The organism is Telluria sp. AIW5, assembly GCF_056680575.1.
In genome coordinates this window covers 2,232,626-2,256,691 of record NZ_CM155289.1, presented here as the reverse complement: position 1 = coordinate 2,256,691, position 24,066 = coordinate 2,232,626, and the positions used below count along the sequence as shown (strand labels likewise).

The 24,066-nt window shown below is 65.0% G+C and carries 20 protein-coding genes; 10 read left to right on the top strand and 10 right to left on the bottom strand.

What is annotated here, in order from left to right:
- Window positions 1-227: 227 nt before the first annotated feature.
- Complete coding sequence (locus tag AC1MEM_RS09910; protein ID WP_499476953.1) at window positions 228-2,366, bottom strand: gluconolaconase; 2,139 nt, start codon at window positions 2,364-2,366, stop codon at window positions 228-230.
- 418 nt (window positions 2,367-2,784) lie between these two features.
- Here AC1MEM_RS09910 and AC1MEM_RS09905 point away from each other — a divergent pair, with 418 nt between their 5' ends.
- Both AC1MEM_RS09905 and AC1MEM_RS09900 read left to right on the top strand, forming a co-directional pair.
- Window positions 2,785-3,459 carry a PRC-barrel domain-containing protein gene (locus AC1MEM_RS09905; RefSeq protein WP_499476952.1) on the top strand — a complete coding sequence of 225 codons (675 nt, stop codon included), beginning with the start codon at window positions 2,785-2,787 and terminating at the stop codon, window positions 3,457-3,459.
- A 101-nt stretch (window positions 3,460-3,560) separates the two neighbouring features.
- Window positions 3,561-4,196, top strand: a complete 636-nt coding sequence (locus AC1MEM_RS09900) for a class I SAM-dependent rRNA methyltransferase (protein WP_499476950.1) — start codon at window positions 3,561-3,563, stop codon at window positions 4,194-4,196.
- A gap of 244 nt (window positions 4,197-4,440) precedes the next feature.
- Here AC1MEM_RS09900 and AC1MEM_RS09895 read toward each other — a convergent pair whose 3' ends face one another.
- Window positions 4,441-5,841, bottom strand: coding sequence for an aminotransferase-like domain-containing protein (locus AC1MEM_RS09895; protein ID WP_499476948.1), 1,401 nt, complete (start codon window positions 5,839-5,841; stop codon window positions 4,441-4,443).
- A gap of 281 nt (window positions 5,842-6,122) precedes the next feature.
- On the opposite strand from AC1MEM_RS09895, the gene AC1MEM_RS09890 reads away from it, so the two are divergent.
- Window positions 6,123-6,359: a hypothetical protein gene (locus tag AC1MEM_RS09890; protein ID WP_499476947.1), complete on the top strand. Its 237-nt coding sequence runs from the start codon at window positions 6,123-6,125 to the stop codon at window positions 6,357-6,359.
- 106 nt (window positions 6,360-6,465) lie between these two features.
- Here AC1MEM_RS09890 and hrpA read toward each other — a convergent pair whose 3' ends face one another.
- Window positions 6,466-10,833, bottom strand: coding sequence for an ATP-dependent RNA helicase HrpA (gene hrpA, locus AC1MEM_RS09885; protein WP_499476946.1), 4,368 nt, complete (start codon window positions 10,831-10,833; stop codon window positions 6,466-6,468).
- Window positions 10,834-10,888: 55 nt separating this feature from the next.
- Between hrpA and argA the strand changes: the two genes are divergently transcribed.
- Both argA and AC1MEM_RS09875 read left to right on the top strand, forming a co-directional pair.
- A complete protein-coding gene (gene argA / locus AC1MEM_RS09880; protein WP_499476945.1) occupies window positions 10,889-12,202 on the top strand; it encodes an amino-acid N-acetyltransferase in 1,314 nt (437 codons plus the stop codon).
- Window positions 12,203-12,237: 35 nt separating this feature from the next.
- Window positions 12,238-12,510: an oxidative damage protection protein gene (locus AC1MEM_RS09875; RefSeq protein ID WP_499476944.1), complete on the top strand. Its 273-nt coding sequence runs from the start codon at window positions 12,238-12,240 to the stop codon at window positions 12,508-12,510.
- A gap of 172 nt (window positions 12,511-12,682) precedes the next feature.
- On the opposite strand, the gene AC1MEM_RS09870 is transcribed toward AC1MEM_RS09875, so the two are convergent.
- A complete protein-coding gene (locus AC1MEM_RS09870) occupies window positions 12,683-13,231 on the bottom strand; it encodes a DUF488 domain-containing protein (protein ID WP_499476942.1) in 549 nt (182 codons plus the stop codon).
- Between the two features lie 113 nt (window positions 13,232-13,344).
- Here AC1MEM_RS09870 and AC1MEM_RS09865 point away from each other — a divergent pair, with 113 nt between their 5' ends.
- Window positions 13,345-14,187, top strand: a complete 843-nt coding sequence (locus tag AC1MEM_RS09865) for a DUF817 domain-containing protein (RefSeq protein ID WP_499477622.1) — start codon at window positions 13,345-13,347, stop codon at window positions 14,185-14,187.
- A 62-nt stretch (window positions 14,188-14,249) separates the two neighbouring features.
- On the opposite strand, the gene AC1MEM_RS09860 is transcribed toward AC1MEM_RS09865, so the two are convergent.
- Window positions 14,250-14,657, bottom strand: a complete 408-nt coding sequence (locus AC1MEM_RS09860) for a hypothetical protein (protein ID WP_499476941.1) — start codon at window positions 14,655-14,657, stop codon at window positions 14,250-14,252.
- Between the two features lie 159 nt (window positions 14,658-14,816).
- Between AC1MEM_RS09860 and arfB the strand changes: the two genes are divergently transcribed.
- Window positions 14,817-15,215: an alternative ribosome rescue aminoacyl-tRNA hydrolase ArfB gene (gene arfB, locus AC1MEM_RS09855; RefSeq protein WP_499476939.1), complete on the top strand. Its 399-nt coding sequence runs from the start codon at window positions 14,817-14,819 to the stop codon at window positions 15,213-15,215.
- 140 nt (window positions 15,216-15,355) lie between these two features.
- Here the strand turns inward: arfB and AC1MEM_RS09850 are convergent, their stop codons facing one another.
- Both AC1MEM_RS09850 and rpiA read right to left on the bottom strand, forming a co-directional pair.
- Window positions 15,356-15,679, bottom strand: coding sequence for a hypothetical protein (locus tag AC1MEM_RS09850; protein WP_499476938.1), 324 nt, complete (start codon window positions 15,677-15,679; stop codon window positions 15,356-15,358).
- 16 nt (window positions 15,680-15,695) lie between these two features.
- Window positions 15,696-16,373, bottom strand: coding sequence for a ribose-5-phosphate isomerase RpiA (gene rpiA, locus AC1MEM_RS09845; RefSeq protein WP_499476936.1), 678 nt, complete (start codon window positions 16,371-16,373; stop codon window positions 15,696-15,698).
- A 216-nt stretch (window positions 16,374-16,589) separates the two neighbouring features.
- On the opposite strand from rpiA, the gene AC1MEM_RS09840 reads away from it, so the two are divergent.
- Genes AC1MEM_RS09840 through AC1MEM_RS09830 form a run of 3 tightly spaced genes read left to right on the top strand, consistent with a single transcriptional unit; the run spans window position 16,590 to window position 19,773 of the window.
- Window positions 16,590-17,807, top strand: a complete 1,218-nt coding sequence (locus tag AC1MEM_RS09840) for an efflux RND transporter periplasmic adaptor subunit (RefSeq protein WP_499476934.1) — start codon at window positions 16,590-16,592, stop codon at window positions 17,805-17,807.
- Window positions 17,807-18,553 carry an ABC transporter ATP-binding protein gene (locus AC1MEM_RS09835; RefSeq protein ID WP_499476933.1) on the top strand — a complete coding sequence of 249 codons (747 nt, stop codon included), beginning with the start codon at window positions 17,807-17,809 and terminating at the stop codon, window positions 18,551-18,553. Before AC1MEM_RS09840 ends, AC1MEM_RS09835 begins: the two co-directional genes overlap by 1 nt.
- A complete protein-coding gene (locus AC1MEM_RS09830; RefSeq protein WP_499476931.1) occupies window positions 18,550-19,773 on the top strand; it encodes an ABC transporter permease in 1,224 nt (407 codons plus the stop codon). Before AC1MEM_RS09835 ends, AC1MEM_RS09830 begins: the two co-directional genes overlap by 4 nt.
- Before the next feature lie 216 nt (window positions 19,774-19,989).
- Here AC1MEM_RS09830 and AC1MEM_RS09825 read toward each other — a convergent pair whose 3' ends face one another.
- The 3 genes from AC1MEM_RS09825 to AC1MEM_RS09815 all read right to left on the bottom strand — a co-directional run bounded on the left by AC1MEM_RS09825 (window position 19,990) and on the right by AC1MEM_RS09815 (window position 23,622).
- A complete protein-coding gene (locus AC1MEM_RS09825; protein WP_499476930.1) occupies window positions 19,990-20,475 on the bottom strand; it encodes a hypothetical protein in 486 nt (161 codons plus the stop codon).
- Window positions 20,476-20,758: 283 nt separating this feature from the next.
- Window positions 20,759-21,340 carry a Rhs element Vgr protein gene (locus tag AC1MEM_RS09820; protein ID WP_499476929.1) on the bottom strand — a complete coding sequence of 194 codons (582 nt, stop codon included), beginning with the start codon at window positions 21,338-21,340 and terminating at the stop codon, window positions 20,759-20,761.
- The gene (locus AC1MEM_RS09815; RefSeq protein ID WP_499476927.1) at window positions 21,337-23,622 is read right to left on the bottom strand and encodes a hybrid sensor histidine kinase/response regulator; all 2,286 of its coding nucleotides are present in this window, start codon (window positions 23,620-23,622) and stop codon (window positions 21,337-21,339) included. The genes AC1MEM_RS09820 and AC1MEM_RS09815 overlap by 4 nt, the downstream gene beginning before the upstream one ends.
- Between the last annotated feature and the right edge of the window lie 444 nt (window positions 23,623-24,066).

Sequence of the window (24,066 nt, the reverse complement as noted above, 5' to 3'; positions counted from 1 at the left end):
GCGGCGCATGAGCCCGTAGGGTGGGCACCCCGCCCACGCGGAACGATGATCCGTGTTGGCGATGTTCGAAGCGCGCGATCTGGTCATCGTTGCGGCTTCCGAATGATCATTCGACACGTTGCGGCGGCCTTACGGTGCGGGCCGGAACCGGGCCAGGAACCGGGCCAACACTACGCAACGTTCCGCGTGGGCACGGGGCGCCCACCCTACAAAGGCAGCGTTCGCATTTACTCCACCCTGATCGCCAGATCGCGTCCCTCCGTCGCCACATGCCCCGCATAATCCGCCGCATAAATGCGCAGGATGTAATCCCCCGGCGCCAGCGCGCCGACCTTCCAGCTGCCCGGCGCAACCCGTCCGCCCTGCAGCGTATTGTTGACCGCATACGCAAAATGCGTGGCCTTGCTGCCATACACCGTGATGCCGCTGCTCGGCGCATACAGCAGTTTCACCGCCTCGCGTTCGCGCGGCAGGCGGTCGTAGACTTGCGTGACCAGCGGCTGCTCGAAGCCGGGCAGCGCGCTGCCGTCAGGGCGCAGCAGCTGGTAACCGAGTTTATAGAGGCCGAGGCGGCGGCGCGCCAGGTTGCCGTCCATCTGGTCGTAGCCATCCGCCACGATCGACACCTCGCCCAGCGTGCGCTCGATGCGTACCGGCTGACCCTTCTTCGCAGCCAGACGCTTGCCCGCGCTGTCGTACAAGGCGACACTCTGGAGTCGCGGCGCGATGCTGTCCTGCACCCCGGGGAACGGCAGCGTCAAGGGATTGACCAGCGTCCCGCCGGGATAGTAATCGAGGTGGACGTGGGCCATGCTGTTGATGGTGCCGAGCGCATCGCCCACCGCAAAACGGGTCCCACGCGGCACGCGCACGCGCTCCGGCTTGCCGCGCGCGTCCTTCAGCATCTCGAAGCGCGCATCGAGCGGCTTGTCGCGGCTGTCGCGGCCGACGCGCATGTGGATGTACGACAGCGGCCCGACCGCCATGCCTTCCGTGAGCGAGCCAAAGCCCCAGTTCGCAAACGGGTCGCTGATTTTCGAGGGCGCGATCGCCAGTACCCGCGTGCCGACGTCGGCCCGTACATCGAGCCCGGCGTGGAAGTGGTCGCGGCTCTCGCCGTCGTAGCTGCCCCGTACCTCGCCCATCAGGCCGACGACTTCGTGCGGCGTATCTTGCGGCCCCACCGGCCAGGGCATCGGCGCACTGCGTGGCGCGCGGCCCGGCGCCGCGATGACCGGCGCGGCCTCGCCCGGTGTCGGCGGCGCCAGGCGCAGCACGCGCAGCGCCAGCGCGTCGGCGACGACCAGGCTGCCGTCGCGCATCAAACCGATGCCGTGCGGCGCGTACAGGTGGACCATGCCGTCGGCGCCGAAGCTCGACTCCGGCGGATGGTCGGCGTCCTCCAAAGCGTGCAGTTCCCCGCCTGGGGCGAGCTGCAGGATGCGCCCGCCACCGCCGGCGATGTACAGGTAGCCGTCGTTGGTCAGCGCCAGCCCGGTCGGACGGCGCAGCAGCGGCTGGCGCTCGCCCTCGGGCGGCGCGGCGAGCGTCGACACCACGCCATCCGGACCGATGCGGCGGATCGCATTGTTGCCGGTGTCGGCGACGAACAGGCTGCCGTCCTTGCCGGCGGCGATCGCGGTCGGGGTGTCGAAGGCGGCGTCGATGGCGGGGCCGTCGGCATCGCCGGGCCGCGTGCCGCCGGCGACCGTGGTCACGAGTCCTTCGGGCGTGATGTGGCGGATGCGGTCGTTATAGGTGTCGGCGACATACACGTTGCCGCGCTTGTCGACCGCCAGCCCGACCGGCGCACGGAAGCGCGCCGCGCGTCCCTGGCCGTCGGCATCGCCCGGCTGGCCGTCGCCGGCGAGCGTGGTGACGCTGCCGTCGGGGGAGATTTTGCGGATTGCGTGGTTGCCGGTGTCGGCCACGTACAGGTTGCCGAAGCTGTCGAGCGCGAGCGCGGACGGGGTGTGGAAGGCGGCGGCGGACCCGGCGCCATCGGCGAAGCCCTCGCGTCCACCGGCAAAGGTGGAGACCAGGCCACTGCGGTCGATGCGGCGGATGCGGTTGCTGTCGCCGCCGTCGGCGACATACACGACGCCGCGCGGATCGACGGCCACGCCGAACGGGTCGCTGAAGCGGCTCTGCGCTGCCGGGCCATCGAGCACGCCGTCCTGGCCATCGCCCGCCAAAAGCGCCACCCGTGCCGCCCAGGACGGCGCCGTCGGTGCGGCCTTCGGCAGCAGGATGGCGCCGTGTCCGGGCGCGCCCGGTTCGCGCTGCGCCGCGATGAAATACCCGGCCAGCGCGGCTGCCAGTACGCCGGCGCCCGCCAGGGATGCGATCTTCGTTTTTCGGTTCACTGCAGCCACCTACCTGTTGCACAGGCCGCAAGTCTAACCGATCAGTTCGCTCCGCACGGAAGGCGCGGAGTATCGGGCGACATCCGCCCTGAAGTCAGCCAATAAGTCAGCGTTTGCGCAGCAGGCGTGCCAGCAGCGAGGTGACCGATACGGTCGGAATCAGTTTGGCCAGCGGGCCTGGATGGTTGCAGCGCGAGGTGATGGTCATGTTGTAGTCTCCGAAACACTGCTTGTCAGGATAATCACATAGCTGAGCTCGCTCTGTGCGGTACTTCGCTTAGCATCGCATTGCACCGTGACCCCTTCGTGACAAGCGCGCGCACCCCTGCACGTTTGAGTCATATCATGGGTGTGGCAAGGCCTTGGCCTACGCTCAGGACTGGCTTTGCGAAGATGCGATCAGACCAGGGAGAACGAGATGAGCTATGCGGATCGTGACAAATACGGGATGTACAAACGCAGCGGCAGCGCGGGGCCAGGGCCGGCGCTGATGGGCGCCGACACGCTGATCGGCGACAGCGTCGTCAATGGGGTCGAGGACGACCTGGGCGACATCAAGGAAATCATGCTCGACATGAGTACCGGCCAGGTCGCCTATGTCGTGCTGGCCTTTGGCGGCTTCCTCGGCATGCACGAAAAACTGTTCGCGGTGCCCTGGCAGGCACTGCACCTCGACACCATCCACCACCGCTTCGTACTCAATGTCGAAAAGGAACGCCTGAAAACCGCGCCCGGCTTCAACAAGGATTCCTGGCCCGACATGAGCGACGTTAACTGGTCGAACCAGATCCACAGCTTCTACGGCACCGACCCGAACCGCAGCGGCGCCCCGAGCATGGGACCGGGCTCGGCCGTGAGCGGAATGCCCGGCGGCGCGGGAATGGGCGCCGGCAGCGGCATGGGCGCGATGGGTTCAGGCATGGGCGCCGGTTCGGCCGGCAGCAGCGACCTTGGCAGCGGCGCGGGAAGCGCCACGACAGGAACCGGCGCGGGATCGGCCGACCTGGGCAAGAGCGGCAGCCTCGATCCCAGCCCGGGGACCGGCGGGGACGACAAGAACCTGAGCCACATTCGCGGCAGTAATATCGGTTAAGTCGGCACCTGGGCCCACATGCGCTAACGAGGAGGAAAACGCGGCGAAAAGGACAGGCGCGGCATGCTGTATCATCCCGTTCCTGAAAACGAAAGCCGCACATGCTCATCATCACCATCAAACAGGGTAAGGAAAAAGGCCTGCTGGCCGGCGACCCGTGGATTTACGTCTCCGCCATCGAGAAGGTCGACGGCAAGCCCTCGGAGCGCAACAAGCCGGGCGCGACCGCGATCGTGCAGTCCTCGTCGCGCCAGTTCCTGGCACGCGCGGCCTATAACGCCAAATCGCAAATCGCCGCCCGCGTCTGGACCTTGCGCGAAGACGAGCCGATCGACCACGCGATGATGAAGCGGCGCGTGCAGGCCGCCGTGGAAAGCCGCGCCGCCGCCTGGCGCACGGCCGATCCGCAGGCGCTGTTCCAGTTGATCGATGGCGACAAGGACGGCTTGCCCGGCCTGCTGGTGCACAGCTATGGCGGCAGCGAAGGCTACCTGGTTTGCCAGTTCAATGCCGGCGGTGTCGACATGTGGAAAGTGCCGGTTGTGCAGGCGCTGCTCAAGGCCACGGGCTGCCGCAACGTCTACGAGCGCTGCGACCCGCTGCTGCGCAAGGGCGAAGGATTGCCGGTCACGCCCGGTGCGTTGGCGGGCGACGAACCGCCCCAGAAGCTGATGGTGCGCGAGGGCAAGCGGCTGGCGCCGATGGATATCCGTACCGGGTTTACTTACCCGCGCTGAGTGCGTGACCGAAGCGTTCCACCGTTTCGTTCAGGCTGCGGATACCGCTGCCATCCCGATGTCGGAGCTGCGCCTGTATGCCCGCTGTCGACTGTGGATTCAAGCGCCGAGCGCAACACGCCAGGATGTATGGAGGCGTGTTCACTTTCGCGCGTGAGCTCACGATCAATAAACACCGCGGCAGCAAACCAATGTGCGGCTGCATTGAGATAACTCCGAATGCAGCGCAGTGTTTCCTGGACGGTTAAACGACAGCAGCGCTGAACGACTCGGGCCGCCGCGCAAGCAGATGAGACAGCCGTTGAAGACCCGCCTGCAAGCGTCCACGGTCCCTGATGCTGCCCAAAGAGATCCGAATGGCATTCACGGATCCGCTGCCTGTTGCGAATGCCTCCGCCGGCGTGACTGCGATGCCCTCGTTGTCGGCTGCACGCGCAAACTGCGAGGCGTTCCAATACGCCGGCAACTCCAGCCATACATGCAGGCCGTCACCAAAACCGCTGTACCGCCCCGCCAGGATATCCCGCGCCATCCGGTGGCGCAGGCGCGCCTCCTTGCGTACGCCTTCCATCAATCCGTCAGCCGAACCGTCGAGGATCCACTGGGTAGCCAGTGCGGCCGTCAGAGGAGCGACCATCAGCGCGAATGACCTGAGCGCGACCAGGAAACGTTCGCGTTCGTGCGGGTCGCGTATGAGCACGAAGGCGACACGCAAGCCGGGCGTCAGGCATTTCGACAGGGTCGAGATGTAGACCACCTGTTCCGGTGCAAACGTGGCGATCGGTGGTGGCGGGGCATCGGCAAGGAGCCAGTAGGGATCGTCCTCGACGATGCGTACGGTGCAGCGCTTCGCGATGCCGGCGAGCTCCTTGCGCCGGCGTTCCGGCACGGTGATGGCGGTCGGGTTCTGTAGTGTCGGATTGAGGTAGACCAGCCCGGGCTTGTGCTGGCGGCACGCTTCCTCGAGCCTCCCGGGCACCATCCCGTGCTTGTCCGCTTCCACCGCAATGAGGTGCCGGCCGAATTGGGTCGCTGCGGCACGCAAGCCGGGATAACTCGTTGGCTCTGCCAGGATGACATCGCCAGGCTCCGTCAGCGCAAGGATCAATGCGGCGATCGCCGCTTGCGCACCCGGACAGACGACAACTTGCCCGGAATCGAGATGTCCAAACATTGGTGCGAGCCATTTGGCTCCAGCCTTACGGTCGGACTCGCTTCCCCCGCCCAAGTGGTAAGTCATCAGCAATTCATTATCTGCCCTCATCAGTACTTGGGACAAACCTTGTTTCAGCATGTCGTCGAAGTCCACGCCGTCCGGCGGTGGTGGGGTATTCATGCTAAGGTCGAGGATCGAGGTCAATTCGACTTTCGGCGCCGCGACATAGGTGCCGCGAGCGCCGCGGCCCTCCAGCAAGTTGCGGCGCCTGGCTTCGTCGTATGCGCGCGTGATCGTCGTCAGGTCGACGTCCAGCTGCGCTGCCAACTGGCGCTGCGGAGGCAGACGGTCACCCGGCTTCAGCGTTCCGTCCGCCACCGCCGCCTGCAAGGCCTCCGCAATCTGCAAAAACCGTGGCCCTTTGTTCCCGGCCAGGCGCGGCAACCAGATTGGCGAATTTTCATCTTGTATGGTTTTCAACTGGGACATTTTGTCTCAATGTATGGAAATTGCTTTTGAGTAGAATGCCTCAGAACGTGCAGCAATACCGCCCTTGCACGGCAGCCGCTGACGTTTTCTCCTCTCTCATCTGCATTCGCCACATCACTCAGCTGGATGCCATCGTTATTTCATCGTTAGACGTAATGAAAAGATTCAAACGCGATGCCTGGGGATGGTTTGAACAAAAAAGAAGCTGCTGAAGCAGCGTTTTGAGGCAGTGCTCCTCACAATAGCTAGTGTCACGTAATCGTCTGGAAATACCCAAAATCATGGAATGGTTCCCTATCGTCGCCGTTACGTTCAAGTTTCTCGTGTTAGGCACGGGCATGTTCTTCGCCATCAAGTGGCATTACGACCAAGGGAAGAAGGGGAAGGAGAACGAGAGGCGCGCGGTGCTACGCGCGGCCGGCAAGGTGGCGGCGCTCTTCGTGCTGTTGCTCGTGGTCCTGGTGGTCGGCACTTTTGTCATTGCCAAGAGGCTCGGTATGGACTTGAACTTACCATAATGGGCAAAGAATAGTCGGCCGACAATTTTCAAATTGCCGCCGGCCCTTGCCCCGCACGAAGGGCGCGGCCTGAATCCAGGCGCGCACCATGTTCGCTTTCACGGCCTCAACGAATCATCGACTCCCACACCTTCTGCAGCCGCTTGGCCGACACCGGCATCGGCGTACGCAATTCCTGGGCAAACAGCGAGACCCGCAGTTCTTCCAGCATCCAGCGGAACTCCGTCATGCGCGGATCGTTGGCCTTGCCCGGCTGCTTCGAGATGCGTTGCCACTGGCTGGCGGCGCTCTGCCATTCCGCCATCAGCTGCGCATCGCGCGACGGATTGCCGCGCAGCTTTTCCAGGCGCACGTTCATCGCTTTCAAATAACGGGGGAAGTGCGCCAGCTGGCTGTACTCGTTGTCGGCGATAAAACGCTTGTGCACGAGGCCGGAGAGCTGCGCCTGCATGTCGGCGGCGACCGGTGCGGCCAGGCCGTTCAGGCGCTTGGGCATGCCGTGGAACTCGGCCAGGATCGACCCGACCAGGCGCGCGATCTCGTTGATCAACAGGCCGATACGTCCCTTTCCCTCGTCCTTGCGCTTGTTGAACGAGGCCGCGTCGCTTGGCAGCGGGTCCTGCAGGCAGGCGATGTCGATCGCCTTTTGCACGATCTGGTCGCGCAGCTCTTCCTGCGAGCCGACCGTCATGAACTGCATGCCCATGCCCTGCAAGCCCGGGATGTTCTTCTCCGCGAATTTGAGCTGATCCTTCAGCTGCAGCGCGAACAGGCGGCGCAGGCCGATGCGGTGGGTGCGCGCGGCCACGTTCGGATCATCGAACACCTCCAGGTCGCAATGCGTGCCCTTGTCGACCAGGGCCGGGAAACCGATCAGCGTCAGCTTGCCCTGGCTGATTTCGAGCAGCTCGGGCAGCTCGCCGAAGGTCCAGCTGGTGAGATTGGTGTGCTGGCTGACGGCCGGCGCGGCGGCCTGCGGTGGCGGCGCGGCGCCCTTGCCCTTCGCCTGCGGCGCCGGCACGGTCACCGGCGCAGCAGCCCCCTTCCCGCTGCCCCAGGCCGCGGGCGTCGCGACGGCGGCACGCGCGCCACCCAAGGCCGCCGGCGTCGATTCAGCCATCCTCTGGAAACTCTCGCGCGCCTGGCTGCCCAGCTCCGCCTGCAGGCTGGCCAGATTACGTCCCATCTCGAGCTGGCGCCCGTGTTCGTCGATGATCTTGAAATTCATGAACAGGTGGGTCGGCAGCGTCTCGAGCTTGAAGTCGCCCGTGAGCACGTTGATGCCCGTTTCGGCGCGCACGTCGGCGATCACCACGTCGACCAGGTCGCCGCGTGCAAACGCGTTCGCCGCGTGGATGCGCTCGACGAAACGCGCCGCGTAATCCGGCAGTGGCACGCAATGGCGGCGCAGCTTTTGCGGCAGCGATTTCAGCATCAGGTGCACTTTTTCCTTCAGCATGCCCGGCACCAGCCAGGCCGCGCGCTCTTGCGGGATCTGGTTCAGCGCGAACAGCGGTACCGACAAGGTTACGCCATCGCGCGGGCTGCCCGGCTCGAAATGGTAGGAGAGCCCCATCTCGATGCCGGTGACGTTCATCGTCTTCGGGAACAGTTCCGTCGTCACGCCCGCCGCTTCGTGGCGCATCAGCTCTTCGCGGTTCAGGTACAGGAGCTTCGGGTTGTCGCGCGCAGCGTCCTTGTACCACTTCTCGAAGCCGGCGCCGTTCACCACATCCTTCGGGATCTCGGCGTCATAAAACGCGGCGATCAGCTGGTCGTCGACCAGCACGTCCTGGCGCCGCGATTTATGTTCGAGGTTCTCGATCTCCTTCACCAGCTTGTGGTTGTGCGCGTAAAAGGGCTGGCGCGTCTCGTAGTCGCCCGCCACCAGCGCATCGCGAATGAAAATCTCGCGCGCCTCGAACGGGTTGTAGAGCGCGTGGTTGATGCGGCGGCCGCTGTAGACGACGATGCCGTACAGGGTTGCGCGTTCCAGCGACGATACCTGCGCCGGCTTCTTTTCCCAGCGCGGCTCGCCCCAGGATTTTTTCAGCAGGTGCGCCCCGACCTTCTCCACCCATTCAGGCTGGATCTGCGCCACGCAGCGGGCGTACAGGCGCGTCGTTTCGACCAGTTCGGCCGCCATGATCCAGCGGCCCGGCTTCTTGGTCAGCGAGGAACCCGGCCAGATGTGGAACTTGATGCCGCGCGCGCCGAGATAAGCGCCGCCCGGCTCGTCCTCGGCCTTGAAGCCGATGTTACCCAGCAGGCCGGTCAGCAGCGCCAGGTGCAGCTGGTCGTAGGTGGCCGGCGACTCGTTCAGGCGCCAGCCCTGCTCGCGCACGATGGTCAGCAGCTGCGAATGCACGTCGCGCCACTCGCGCAGGCGCACCTGCGACAGGAAATTGGCGCGGCAGTTTTCCTGCAGCAGGCGGTTGGTTTTCTTGTGCTCGATCGCGTCCTCGAACCAGTTCCAGATCTTGATAAAGCTGAGGAACTCGGACTTCTCGTCGGCGAATTTTTTATGCTTTTCGTCGGCCTGCTGCTGGTATTCCATCGGCCGGTCGCGCGGGTCCTGCACCGACAGGGCCGAGGCGATGACCAGCATCTCGGAGAGGCAGTTGTTGTCCAGCGAAGCGAGGATCATGCGGCCCACGCGCGGGTCGAGCGGCAGTCTCGCCAGCTTGCGGCCGAGCGGCGTCAGCTCATTGGCATCGTCGACCGCGCCCACTTCCTGCAGCAACTGGTAACCGTCGGCGATCGCGCGGCCCTGCGGCGGCTCGATGAAGGGGAAGGTCTCGACATCCGTCAGGTGCAGGGACTTCATGCGCAGGATGACGGCGGCCAGCGAGGAGCGCAGGATTTCGGGCTCGGTGAATTTCGGGCGCTGCAGGAAATCGGCTTCCTCGTACAAACGGATGCAGACGCCGTCGGCCACGCGGCCGCAACGGCCGGCACGCTGGTTCGCCGCCGACTGCGCGATCGGCTCCACCTGCAGCTGCTCGACCTTGTTGCGGAAGCTGTAGCGTTTAATGCGCGCGAGACCCGCGTCGACCACGTAGCGGATGCCCGGCACGGTCAGCGAGGTTTCGGCCACGTTCGTCGCCAGCACGATGCGGCGCGCGTTGGTGGTGCGGAAGACCTTGTCCTGCTCTTCGACCGACAGGCGCGCGAACAGGGGCAGGATTTCGACGTGCGGAGGATGGTGTTTTCTCAGCGCTTCGGCGCAGTCGCGGATCTCGCGCTCGCCCGGCAGGAAGACCAGCACGTCGCCCGAACCGATGCGGCAGAGTTCATCGACGCCATCCACCACCGCGTCCATCAGGTCGCGCTTCTCGCGTGCCTGCTGGGCTGGTTTTTTCCCGCCCTGGGCAGGCTTGTTGTCGACGCCCCCGCCCGCCACGACCGGATCGCGGTCGACCGGACGATAGCGCACCTCGACCTTGTACAGGCGGCCCGACACCTCGATCACCGGCGCCGGTTTGCCGTTGCTTGAAGCGAAGTGGCGCGCGAAGCGCTCGGCGTCGATCGTCGCCGAGGTGATGATCACCTTCAGGTCCGGACGGCGCGGCAGCAGCTGCTTCAGGTAGCCAAGCAGGAAGTCGATGTTCAGGCTGCGTTCGTGGGCCTCGTCGATGATGATCGTGTCGTAGGCTTTCAGGAGCGGATCGGTCTGGGTTTCGGCCAGCAGGATACCGTCGGTCATCAGCTTGATCGAGGCGCCCGGCTGCAGCGTGTCGTTGAAGCGGACCTTGAAGCCGACGTGTTCGCCGAGCGGCGTGCCGATCTCGAACGCGATGCGTTTCGCGGTGGACGACGCGGCGATGCGGCGCGGCTGGGTGTGGCCGATCAGGCCCTTCTCGCCGCGCCCGAGCTGCAGGCAGATTTTAGGAAGCTGGGTCGTCTTGCCGGAACCGGTCTCGCCGGAGACGATGATGACCTGGTTTTCCGCCAGCGCCTTGGCGATTTCCTCGCGCCGGCCCGAGACCGGCAGGTCTTCGGGATAGGTGATCGGCGGCAGCGGCGTTTGCACGCGCAGTGGGCGTGGTGGGCGCGGTGCGCGTTCGCCCTGGGGCCGCGGCGCGCGCTGTGCGGCTTCGCCTTGGGGCCGCTCGCCACGCGGCGCGCGTTCGCCCGGGGCGCGCTCGCCTTGCGGACGCGGTGCGCGCCGTGCACCGTCGCCCGCGCTGTCGCCCGCGCTGTCGCCACGCTGCGCACGCTGCGCACGCGGCGCGCCTTCCGCTTGCGCTGCCTTGTCTCCTTGCGGCCGCGGGCCGCGCTGCGCACCGCCCTCGCCCGCATGCCTGCGTTCGCCCCTGGTTTGCAAGGCGCCGCCCGGCGTCTGCGTCATCGGCGCGCGCAACTCGCCCGGGGCACGAACGCCGCGCCCCCGCTCGCGCGGCGCCTTGGCATCACTGGTTGGGACTGCTGCGTGCGCCGTGTCCGGCTTGGGCTTGTTACTCTGTTCAGACATTGATTTTTACGAGGTATTTGGTGCGCAAGTCGCGCAGCGAATTATAATGCGGCAAATGGAAAACCCTACCCAATTCGTCCAGTGGCTGCGCTCTGTCGCGCCGTATATTCATGCCTTTGGCGGCAAGACGTTTGTCGTCGCCTTTCCCGGCGAACTGGTCGCCGCCGGCGCCTTGCCGGTACTCGCGCAAGACCTGTCCCTGCTGGTCGCTCTCGGCATCCGCATCGTGCTGGTGCACGGTTCGCGGCCGCAGGTGGCCGAGCAGCTCGGGCTGCGCAATGTCGAGGGGCGCTTCCACAACGGCGTGCGCATCACCGACACCGCGGCGATGGAATGCGCGAAGGAAGCGGCCGGCGAACTGCGCCTCGATATCGAGGCGGCCTTCAGCCAGGGTTTGCCCAACACGCCGATGTCGAATGCGAACATCAGTATTGTTTCCGGTAACTTCGTCGTCGCCCGTCCGCTCGGTGTGATCGACGGTATCGACTTCGAACTCACGGGCATGACGCGCAAGATCTCGGCCGACAAGATCGCCCCGATCCTGCAGACCGAAGACAACCTGGTGCTGCTCTCGCCGCTCGGCTTCTCGCCGACCGGCGAGGTGTTCAACCTGACGATGGAAGACGTGGCCGCCTCCGCCGCGATCGCCCTGCACGCCGACAAGCTGATCTACATTACCGAGACGCCGATGATGTCGGACGCGGGCGGCGAAGAAATCCGCGAGCTGTCCTCGCACCAGGCCGAAGCGGTATTGCAGGCGAATTTCCTGCCGCCGGACGCCGCCTTCTACCTGCGCCACGCCATCAAGGCCTGCAACAGCGGCGTCGACCGCGCCCACATCGTGCCTTTCGAGATGGACGGCTCGGCCCTGCTCGAACTGTTCACCCACGACGGCGTCGGCACGATGATCAGCCACGAGAACCTGGAAAGCCTGCGCCAGGCCACAATTGAGGACGTCGGCGGAATTATCAAGCTCATTGAACCACTCGAAGCGGACGGCACCCTCGTTTATCGCGGGCGCGAACTGATCGAGCGCGAGATCGAACAGTTCTCGGTCATCGAGCACGACGGCGTGATCTTCGGCTGCGCCGCGCTGTATCCGTTCCCGGATTCGAAAATGGGCGAGATGGCTTGCCTCACCGTGAACCCGGACGTGCAGGCGCAGGGCGACGGCGAGCGCATCCTGAAGCACATGGAAAACCGCGCGCGCGCCGCGGGCCTGACGAAACTGTTCGTGCTGACCACGCGCACCGCGCACTGGTTCAAGAAGCGCGGCTTCCAGCCTGCGACCGTGGACGACCTGCCGAAAGACCGCCAGCACATGTATAACTGGCAGCGCAAGTCACAGATTTTCATCAAGTCTTTATAATCGCGCTTTTACTTCACACCGAATCAGGAGCAAACATGGCCCGCACCGTCCACTGCGTCAAACTCAACAAGGAAGCCGAAGGGCTGGACTTCCCGCCAGTCCCGGGCGAAATGGGCAAGAAGCTCTACCTGTCGGTCTCGAAGGAAGCCTGGCAGGGCTGGCTCAAGCACCAGACCATGCTGATCAACGAAAACCGCCTGAACCTGGCGGACGACCGCGCGCGCAAATACCTGGCGACGCAGCTGGAAAAGCATTTCTTCGGCGAAGGCGCCGACCAGGCAATGGGCTACGTGCCGCCTGCGCCGTAAGCTTGAAAACGGGCGCGATGCCGTAGGGTGGGCCGGGCCGCGATCGGACCCCGTGCCCACGCGGAACGATGACCATTGTTTGCTACGATCGCTGCGAACATCGGGCACACGTTCGGTGGGCACGGGGCGCCCACCCTACGATTGACGGCCGATCACGCGCCAGCCATCCCCTTCAGCAGCATTCATCCGCACCCGTTTCTTCCGGCGGATACAGGATGCGCGTCCCCTCCACCTTCGCAAACGGCGTCAGCTTCGCCGGCCTGCGCTTGCCTGGATTGATGATGTGCTCGACCGGAATCCCGCGCACCAGCAGCGCGTCGGCCACCAGCGAGCGGTGGCAGCGCCAGGGCACCGACTCGGCGCACATCAGCGCGCAGCGCGTGGTCTTCGCCAGTTCGATCACCGCCTCGACGTTCTCGGCAAATTCCGGCGTCTGCATGTAGTCGGCATAGCCGCGAAAGGACGTATTGCGCCAGCCGCTGTTGGGCGACTCCTTCAATGCGCGGCGCAGGCCGCCCAGGCCCGGCATCTGGCGGTAGGCGATGCCGGCCTCCGCCAGCGAGACCGGCAGCAGGTCCTGCCCGAACTGCGGATTGTGGCGCGACTTGGGCACGGTGCGGATGTCGAGCAGGCAGTCCACCTCGTTTTGCCGCAGCAGGTCGATGAAGTCTTCGATCGACCGGTTCGAGTGGCCGATGGTGCGGACGATTTCCGTGTTCACTGTACAACTCCCGATGTTGAATCGTATTTTGGCGCGGATGGGATTCGACCGGCGCCGCGGAGCCCGTCGTAGAATGGATGCGCCCCCCACCCGTCAGCCGGAACACTATGAACATGCTCGCCGCAGTCGACAACCTGCTGATGGACGACCGGCCACGCAGGCTCGCCGGGCTGCGGCGGGGCCTGATCGAATTCCTCTACTTCGGCTTCAAGAACGCGCGTTCCTGCCTGTTCGTCTTCACCTTCATGGCCACCGTGCTCGTCATGCCGCGCGCCGGCCTGTTCGGCATCCCGCGCTACGACTTGCTGCTGCTGGCCGCCCTGGGCATCCAGTTCTGGATGCTGTTTGCCAGGCTCGAAACCTGGGACGAACTGAAGGCCGTCTGCCTGTTCCACGTGGTCGGCTTTGCGCTGGAAGCGTTCAAGGTATCCGGCAGCGTCCAGTCCTGGAGCTATCCCGATTTCGCGTACACGAAAATCGCCGGCGTCCCACTGTTCGCGGGCTTCATGTACGCCTCGGTCGGCAGCTATATCGTGCAGGCCTGGCGCATGTTCGACCTGCGCATCCGCCATCACCCGCCCTACTGGATGGCAGCCACCATCGCGCTCCTCATCTACGCCAACTTCTTCACGCACCACACCATCGGCGACTACCGCTGGTACCTGGCCGCCTGCGCGCTGGGGCTGTATTCGCGCACCGTCGTCATCTACCGGCCGCTCGACCGCGACCGCCAGATGCCGCTGATGCTGGGTTTCGTCCTGATCGGCTTCTTCATCTGGCTGGCCGAGAACATCAGTACTTTCTGGGGAGTGTGGCGCTACCCGAACCAGCTCGGCGCCTGGTCGATCGTCCACATCAGCAAATGGAGTTCGTGGTCGCTGCTGGTGATCATGACGTTTACGATCGTGGCCAGCCTCAAGCACATCAAGTCGAAAATCCATATCGCCGAAGCGTAAACACCAAGGCCCGCCGCCTGCATCGCAGAGGGCGGGCCTTGCTGGATCAAGCGGGATGCTGATTACTTCGAAGCGTCCTGCATCTTCTCGCCGACACGTTCGATGCCCTTGCCGGCCTTGTTGGTGGCGTTGGCTGCGCCTTCCTTCACGTCCTGGGCGGCTTCGCGCGAGCCCTGGCGCACTTCGGCGCCGGCTTCCTTCATGTTCTGGCCGGCGCGGTCGGCGGCGTTTTCCATCTTGTCGCCGGCGTGCTCGGCAGCCTTGTCGACGTTGTCGGCGGCGCGTTCGGTGGCGTTGCCGACGGCGGCGGCGCCTTCACGGGTATTCTGGGCGGCGGTAGCGGCGGTATTGTCGATGGCCTTGCCGGCTTCCTGGGCAGGACCAGTCGACGGATCGTTGTCGGCTTTCTTGCAACCGGTGGCGAGGACGGCGACAGCAAGCATCAGGGCAGAGATAGTGGTCTTGTTCATGGTGCACTCCTTATCAAATTGTTATGATCAGGTTACACGTTTCCAGCAGGAAGGGCCGCACGTTACAGTTGTTACAGTTGCATCATTTTGTTTCGGCGGTTACGACGCCCGGCGCGCCGCTCGTGGCATGATGCGGCTGTCAATGCAAATGGAACCGAAGTGAGCCCCACCATCCTCCCCTCCGAAGTCGAATTCATCGCCATCCGCGCCCAGGGTCCGGGCGGGCAGAACGTCAACAAGGTCTCGTGCGCGGTGCACGCGCGCTTCGATATCGGCGCCTCATCGCTGCCGGTGTATATCAAGGAACGCCTCCTGGAGATGCGCGACACCCGCATCACGCACGAAGGCGTGCTGGTACTCAAAGCCCAGCAGTCGCGCAGCCTGGAACAGAACAAGGAAGACGCCCTGCAGCGCCTGCAGGCGCTGGTCGACGCGGCGGCCGTGGTGCAGGCCGTGCGCCGGCCGACGAAACCGACGCGCGGCTCGCAGCGGCGGCGGCTGGATGAAAAAACGCGCAGCGGCCAAGTCAAGGCGCTGCGCGGCAGGGTTACTGAGTAGACAGAAGAGCCGGGGTCAGGTCTGACATTCGGACACGAACTCGACTACTAATTGCACGCCAACGTGTCGTCGGCGTTCAACTAAGGCAGAGGTCGCGCCAAGGCGGGAGTCCAAATGTCAGACCTGACCCCGGCCTTTGCTTACATCTTGCGGCACTGGCGCAGCTCGCAGCGGGCCATGAACACTTTACCGTCGCTGCACTGCAGGCGATACACCTCGACCGGCCCCGGCTCGGTCACCAGCCCCGCGCCCTGCCCGACGCAGGCATGCTGGCGTGCCAGCTGCTCGACCGTGACCGAAGACACGCCCACGCGATAAGGCACGCGCTCGATCGGCACGCCGTTGGCATCGACCAGTTGCGGCGCTGCGGGCACGGGCGCCCCTGGTGCGGCCGGTGGCTTCGAGCGGGACATCGCGCAGCCGCCGAGGACGGTTGCAATTACCAGCGCCAGCAGTGCTTTCATCGCGTCTCCGAAAGAATCAGAAGCTCAGTTTTTTGACGCCTTCGGCCATGCCCAGCAGGCAGACGTTGGCGCCCTGCTTTGCGAACAGGCCGACCGCGATCACGCCAACGATGCCGTTGATCTCGGTTTCGAAAGCCACCGGGTCGGCAATCGACAGGCCTGCGACGTCGATGATCTGGCCACCGTTGTCGGTGATGAAGGCCTCGTCGCTGCCCGCCTTGGTACGCAGGCGCGGCTGGCCGCCGAGGGCTGCCAGCTTGCGCATCACGGCCGCGCGCGCCATCGGGATCACTTCGACCGGCAGCGGGAACTTGCCCAGCGTGCCGACCAGCTTCGAGCCGTCGGCGATGCAGACAAAACGTTTCGACACCGAGGCCACGATCTTCTCGCGCGTGAGCGCCGCGCCGCCGCCCTTGATCATCGCGCCCTGCTCGGTGATCTCGTCGGCGCCGTCGATGTAGACGGCAATCGATTCGACCTCGTTCAGGTCGAACACGGGAATGCCATGGCCGCGCAGGCGTGCCGCGGTCGCTTCCGAGGAGGCCACCGTGCCCTTGATGCGGTCCTTGATCTTCGCCAGTTCGTCGATAAAGAAATTGGCGGTCGAGCCGGTGCCCACGCCGATGATTTCGCCGTCGACCACGTAATCGATGGCGGCGCGTGCCACGGCTTGCTTGAGTTCGTCCTGAGTCATGATGTTTGCAATGGAAAAGAGGGAATGCCGACATTTTAACGGATCGCCCTCATGTCGCCGCATGTCCCTGTCGCCCCCGCGCCTTCTGCGCGACATGCATATCCGATTTACCGACATGCATATCCGTTTCGCATTGCCGTATCGGCCAAAATCCCCGACACTGAATTGATTGCAAATTGGCATCTATCTGGCATCCACACCCTGACAGGCGAGACGATGAAGATCTTCACCAAAAAGCCCGTGCTGGCCATCGTCGGCCTGCTCGTCGCCGGCGCGGCCGCCCTGGCCTGGGCCAATCGCCACCACGAGCCGAAGACGCTGCCGCTGAAATACCGCGCCAGCGTGGTCGATACCGGCAGCATCACCCATACCGTCACCGCCACCGGCACCATCAATCCGGTCGCGCTGGTGAACGTCGGCTCGCAGGTCTCGGGCACCGTCGTCGAACTGAAGGCCGACTTCAACGACCGCGTGAAAAAGGGGCAGGTGCTGCTGAAGCTCGATCCGACCATCTTCAATGCCCAGGTCGGCCAGGCGCGCGCCAGCGTAGCGTCGGCGCAGGCGTCCCTGCGCCTGGCCCAGGCCAGCTTCGAGCGCAACAAGCAGCTGGTCGCCCAGAATTTCGTCTCGAGCCTGGCGCTCGACCAGTCGCGCCGCGAACTCGACGTCGCGCGCGCCAACCAGCAACTGGCGAACGCCCAGCTTGAACGGGCGCTCGCCGACGTCAACAACAGCGTGATCCGCAGCCCGATCGACGGCGTCATCATCAAGCGCACGATCGACCTCGGGCAGACGGTGGCGGCTTCGTTCAACACGCCGAACCTGTTCCAGATCGCGCAGGATCTGACCAAGATGCAGATCGATACCAGCGTCTCGGAGGCGGACGTCGGCGCGCTGAAGGATGGCCTGCCGGCGCGCTTCGTGGTCGACGCCTATCCGAGCCGCGAATTCAAGGCCACGATGCGCCAGTTCCGCCTGGCGCCGAACGTGGTGCAGAACGTCGTCACCTACAACGTCGTGCTCGACGTCGACAACAAGGACGAATTGCTGAAGCCCGGCATGACGGCGCAAGTGCGGCTGGTGGTGGACAACCGCCCGAAGGCCCTGCGCATCCCGACTGCGGCGCTGCGCTTCCGGCTGTCGGAAGAAGACCAGGAGAAGGAACGCAAGGCGCTTGCGGCAAAAGCGGCGAAGGAGCCGGCCAGCACCGCTTCCGCTTCCGCGACTGCGCTGGACGACGACCTCGCCGTGCAGGGCGCGGGCGACACCGCACGCCTGTTCAAGGTCTATAAACTCGATGCGAAAAACCAGCCGCAGCCGGTCGACATCCGCATCGGCCTGTCGAACTTCCGCTATACCGAAGTGGTGAGCGGCGGCCTGAAGGCGGGCGAGCGCGTCGTCATCCGTACGCTGCAGCCGGCGCAGGACATGTGATGCCCCCCTTGATCGACATCCGCGCCGTCACCAAGAGCTATGTCTCGGGCAGCGTCGAGACGCCAGTGCTGTTCGGCGTCGACCTGGCCGTCGAGCGCGGCGACTTCATCGCGGTGATGGGGCAATCCGGTTCCGGCAAGTCGACGCTGATGAACATCCTCGGCTGCCTCGACCAGGCAACCGGCGGCGACTACCTCCTCGACGGCAAGGACACGCGCGCCCTCACCCGGCCGCAACTGGCCGACATCCGTAACCGCACCATCGGCTTCGTGTTCCAGAGTTTTAACCTCATCAAGCGCATGAGCGTGCTCGAAAACGTGGCGCTGCCGCTGATTTATGCCGGCGCGTCGCGCGGCCGCGCGCTGGCCAAGGCGCAGCAGGAACTCGAGCGCGTGGGCCTGGCCGAATTCGGCAAGCGCACGCCGAATCAACTCTCCGGCGGCCAGCAGCAGCGCGTGGCGATCGCGCGCGCCCTGGTCGGCGACCCGCCATTGATCCTGGCCGATGAACCGACCGGCAACCTCGACACGCAGACCAGCGACGACATCATGCGCGGCCTGCAAACGCTGAACGCGGAACGCGGCATCACCATCGTGCTGGTCACGCACGAACCGGACATCGCGGCCTGGAGCCGGCGCCTGGTGCGCCTGAAGGATGGCCGCGTGCTGTATGACGGTCCCGCCGCCGAGGGCCTGCGCCAGCTCGCCGCCAGCCACGAACACGCCATCCACGGGAGCGAGGCATGAAGCTCTACCAGGTGATCGTGGAAGCGCTGCGTTCGATGGCGGCGAACCGGCTGCGCACCGCGCTGACCATGCTCGGCATCGTGATCGGCATCGCCTCGGTGGTGCTGATGATGGCGCTGGGCGACACGATGCAGCGCTTCGTCAAAAAGGAGATGGAGGCACTCGGCACCAACATGGTGTACGTGTTCCCGGGCGGCGACCGCACCGAGGCCCAGCGCATGCGCAGCGGCGCCGCGCCCTCGCTGACCGTCGCCGATGCGGCCGCCCTGGACCGCCTGCCCAGCCTGCGCGGTGCGGCGCCGGCGCTGCAGGGCAGCTTCAAGCTCGCCGCCGGCAACGAGACCTCGGGCAGCATGGTGCACGGCGTGACACCCGCCATGTTCAGGATACGCAACTGGAAGATCGACCAGGGCAGCATGTTCACCGACGAGGACGTGCGCGCGGCCGCGCGCATGGTCGTGATCGGGCAGAAGGTGGCGGACCAGTTCTTCTACCGGCTCGATCCGCTCGGGCGCTACCTGCGCATCGAGAACGTCTCGTTCCAGGTGGTCGGCGTGCTGCAGGGAGAGGGCCGCCAGATCGACGGCGGCGATTTGTCGGAGATGGTGCTGGTGCCGATCACGGCGGCGCGCGCCTACATGGTGCGCGGCCCCTTCCCCGACAACGTCCACTACATCGCGGCCCAGGGCAAGAGCGAGGGCGTGCTGGCCGACGCGGTCGAGGACATGAAGGAGACGCTGCGCGACCGCCATCGCATCAAGCTCGATGATCCGGACGACTTCAAGATGCAGAACATGGCGACCTTCGCCGAGACCGGCGCCAGGATCAGCGCAGGCATTGCGGCGCTGCTGGGCGTGATCGGCGGGATCTCGCTGCTGGTCGGCGGCATCGGTATCATGAACATCATGCTGGTGTCGGTGACCGAGCGCACGCGCGAGATCGGCATTCGCATGGCGATCGGCGCCAAGCCGCGGGATATTTTGCTGCAGTTCCTGGTGGAGGCGGTGGTGATTTGCCTGGCGGGGGCGGTGGTCGGGATCGTGATCGCGGCGACGGGGGCGGCGGCGATTACGAAGGCGGCCGAGTTCGACGTGAAGGTGGGCGTCAGTGCGGTGATCGTGGCATGTGCGTTTGCGACGGCGGTGGGCGTGTTCTTCGGGTTTTATCCGGCGCGGCGGGCGTCGAGGTTGTTGCCGGTGGATTGTCTACGGCATGAGTAAGGCTACCGAAGATCGCATGACAAAAGATTCAAGAACGATCGCGTTGGCATGCCTGATGTCGCTGTGCGGTCAGGCATTCGCGCTTGACTGGACGCTGAGGATGGACGGCTTCGGTCGGCTTCGGATCGGCATGTATTTCGACGAGGCGAACGCCAGGCCTGGCCATCGCCTCAGGCGTGCGTGCGCATGCAAAGCGGCAAAGACAGGCCATTCCGCTCAACGCCGGGGTTGGCAGCCGTACAGGTCGCGCCCGGGCTGCGCATCGGGATCGATGAAGTGCAGGCGTGCGCTTGCGCCTCGCCGGGGCGCCAGGCAAAACCGTCCCTGATAGCGCAGCGGCGTCGCCGCGTTCTTGCCTGGCCTCGCCTCCACCTGCACCGTATAGACCTTCCCCTCTACCAGCACCGCAGCCGTCGTTTGCGGCAGCGCCGTCACGCGCCCGCCATACGGGATGCACATGTTCGAATCCACCGGAAAAGTCCGATCTCGCGGCATGGACATCTGCCACGAAACGCGCACGCCTTCGCTGACCGTCACCGATTGAAAGTCGGGCGCACCACTGCGCTTTTCTTCCCGTTCCGAGATCGTGAAGCATGGCTGGCCATTGCCGTCCGCCCGCACCTGCGCTTCGCCGACGCGGCGTTCGGCCTGCGCGGGGAGCAGGAGCAGGCCGGCGAGGCACAGGGTCAGAATGAACTTCATGATGGTTTCGGAATGCAGGAAGGGTGGGCAGGAATAAGCCTAATTTGTTGCCGCACGGCAGTATTGAGGAAGATCAACCCGGAAAAGACGGGCGAGCAAATGCATCCTGCATGATGGGGTGGTGCAACAGATCAGCGCATCGTTGGACGGCGCGTGGGAGCGTTTCGGGCAGTGGGGGTGCGAACCTTACGCGTGGGGCGTTTTCGGCAGCGTGGATGCAAACGTTACGCGTGGGCGGCGTTCAGGCAGCGTGGACGCACGCCGCGGGGTGGAGCCGACCACCCTACCGACGGCGCACCGGCAGCCAGGCAAGACCGCGCGGCAGGTTGGCGCGCCTGGCCGGCTCGCGCAGGAAGCCGGACAGCACCTGCTCGTACAGCGCGAGCTGGCCTGCATAGCGGTGCTGGCGCATCGCCTCGGGACGCTGCAGGAATTTCAGCACGAAGTAATCGGCCAGCAAATCGCCCTGCGCTTCCATGTTGTAGTCGGCCAGCGTCGCGCCTCCATGCAAATCGTAGTGGTAAGGAAGCCCGATGCGCACCGCGCCGCGCAGGCGCACGGGGTAGCCGAGCTGGTGCTGCCAGACGTGGACCATCTCGTGCATGAACCAGTGCTGTCCACCGATGCCGGCACACGAATAGTCGTCGAGAAAATAGGACGCGTGGAAGTACAGGTGGCCATTGGGCGTCATGCAGCAGTTCTTCGGCTGCAGGTAAGGCAGGTAGCGCCGGCTGTAGACACGTACGCGCGTGTAATCGATGGCGTCGCGAAACAGCAGCGACGCCAGGGCGGTTTCGCCTGCGGCGAGGGGGCGCCACCGCTGTGAACGCGGGCGACGAAGTGGTAGGGCCTGCAATGCGCTCACAGCGCCGGCGCGCGAACGTCGTGGCTGAAGCGCGCCGACAGCACGCGCAGGACTTTGTCGATGTCCACTGGCTTGGTAAGGTGGAGGTCGAAACCCGCCTCGAGGCTGCGCGCCTGATCGGCCTCGCTGCCCCAGCCGGTGAGCGCCACCAACAGGCGGGCCTGCGCGCCCGGCAAGGTCCGCAACAGCGATGCGGTCTCGTAGCCATTCATGCCCGGCATGCCGATGTCGAGGAACACCACCGCCGGGTCATGCAGCTTCACCATCTCTACCGCCGTCTGCCCGTCGTACGCGAGGAGTACCGCGTGGCCGCTCATTTCCAGCACCATGGCCATGGTCTCGGCCGCGTCTCGGTTATCGTCGACGACCAGCACCCTGTATCGCTCGATGGCGCCCGGACTCGAAGGCGGCGCGGCCTCGACCGGCTCCGGCGCGTCCGCACGCGGCAGCCAGATGCGGAACAGGCTGCCGGCGCCCGGGCCGGCGCTCTCGGCGACGACGCGGCCACCGTGCATCTCGACCAGGCCCTTGACAACGCTCAGGCCGATGCCCAGGCCACCCTGTGCATGGTCCAGGTGCTGCTGCACCTGCGCGAACCGGTCGAACACGTGCTCGATCATATCGGGCGGGATGCCGATGCCCGTGTCGGCCACCTCGATGACCAGCATGCCCGGCTGAGTAGCCTCGCCAGCGCGCAGCGACACGCAGCCTCCGCGTGGCGTGTACTTCGCCGCGTTGTTAAGCAGGTTGCCCACCACCTGGACCAGTCGGGTCGCGTCCCCCGTGACCCATAGCGCAGGATCCACACCTTGCCAAATGACCCGATGCCCCTGCGCGTCGAGCAGAGCCTGCACGCCCTCCAGCGCTTGTTCGAGCACGGATTGGAGTGAAAGCGGATCCTGCCGCAGCAGGATCTTGCCCTGCCGGATGCGCGCGATGTCGAGCAGGTCGTCGACCAGGTGCACCATGTGATCGAACTGGCGTTGCATGATGCCCAGCACCTGGTCCGCCTGGCCCGGCAGACCGCCTTTGATGTGCTGCAGCAGGTGCAGCCCGGTGCGCAGAGGTGCAAGCGGGTTGCGCAACTCATGTGCGAGCGTGGCCAGGAATTCGTCCTTCTGGCGATCGGCAAGCTTGAGCGCCTCGCGCGTGCGTACGTAATTGGTAATGTCGACACAAGCGCCGGTCATTGTCCTCGCGCGGCCAGTCGGGTCAAGGAAGGTCCGGCCACGATCGTATAACCAGTGCACCGAACCATCCGGGTACACCACCCGGAGCTCCATCTCGAAATCGTCACCGTTATCGCGGCAGCGCTCGCACCGGCGGATAACCTCGGCGCGGTCGTCCGGATGAACCAGCGCGATGAATTGGTCGAGGCTACGCACCGCCTCGCCGGGGCGCAGACCGAACAAGCGGTCGAGCGCGCCATCCCAAGTGAGCAGGTTTTCCTCGATGTCCCAATGGAAAGTGCCGGTGCGGCTGGCTTCCAGGGCCATCTCCATCGCCAATTCGGTGGTCTTGCGGCTCGTGATGTCCATCGCCGTGCCGTTAGCGCGCACACAGCGGCCGGCGGCGTCGAATAGTCCGCGGCCCTTGGCCGCAATCCAGCGAACCCGGCCGTCGTCGCGTCCCACCGTGCGGCACTCGACGTTGTAAAGCGCGCGTCGCTGCGGATCGCAGGCCGCCGCGAATGCGCGGGCCACTGTCGCCCGGTCGTCCGGATGCAGGCCCGCGAAGAAGTCCTCCAGCGAAAGCGCTTCATCGGTCGTGATGCCGAACATGCTTCGCAGCCCCGGTTGCCAGATCAGGCTGCCCTCGGGCACGTTCACATCCCAGAACGCGATCTCGGAAGCGTCAGTGGCCAGGCGCAGGCGTTCTTCGCTCTCGGCAAGTGCCTGCTGCGCTGCGCTCGCGGTGCGTGCATTGTCCGCGAGCATTACCGTCGAGGTGGTTTCGATCGCTGCGCAGAAGATACCCGCGACCTGCCCGTCGTCATCCAGCAAGGGCGTGTAGGTGAAGCTGAAATAGTGCGGTCCGGGCGTCTCGCGGCTGGCCAAATTGAACGGCTTGTTCTCGAATGACAGCGACTCGCCGCGCATGACGGCCTCGTTCAGCAAACGTAGTTCGTCCCAGATCTCGCTCCAGACGTCGGCCATTGAATGGCCGAGCGCATCGGGATGCTTGTCGCCGAGGATCGGGATGTAGCCGTCATTGTAGAGCGAGATCTGGCTTGGCCCCCAGGCGATGAACATAGGCTGCTGCGCACGCAGAATCAGGCTCACGGCTGTCTTCAAGGACAAAGGCCATGATTCCAGTTGACCAGGCGGCGTTGCCGACCAGTCGTGGCAACGGATCAGTGCACCCATAGCACCACCGCCGCGGAAGTGGGGCTGGTCGTGGGGGTCGGTCATTGGCAGGCTCGATATGTTGGCGGAGCAGGAGCGATTCGCACAAGTTGATTGGTATGTCTGAATTTTAGGGACAAATGATAACACTCGACCCGGTCGCTCCCTGACCGCGGGACAGTGTAGTCCGAGTAGTTGCTCGGTTCCAGTGGTCAGCCAACTAAAGAATTGCAACTACGGGAACTCACACGTCGAACGGCTGCACCGGTTACAACGATATTCTACCGATCGGCAAATCAGTGTGGACGAGGTCACGCTGCCCACTCCCATGAAAACTCGCTCGCAAACTCAGGCGCCTTGCCCAGCCCGTGCAGGCATGGC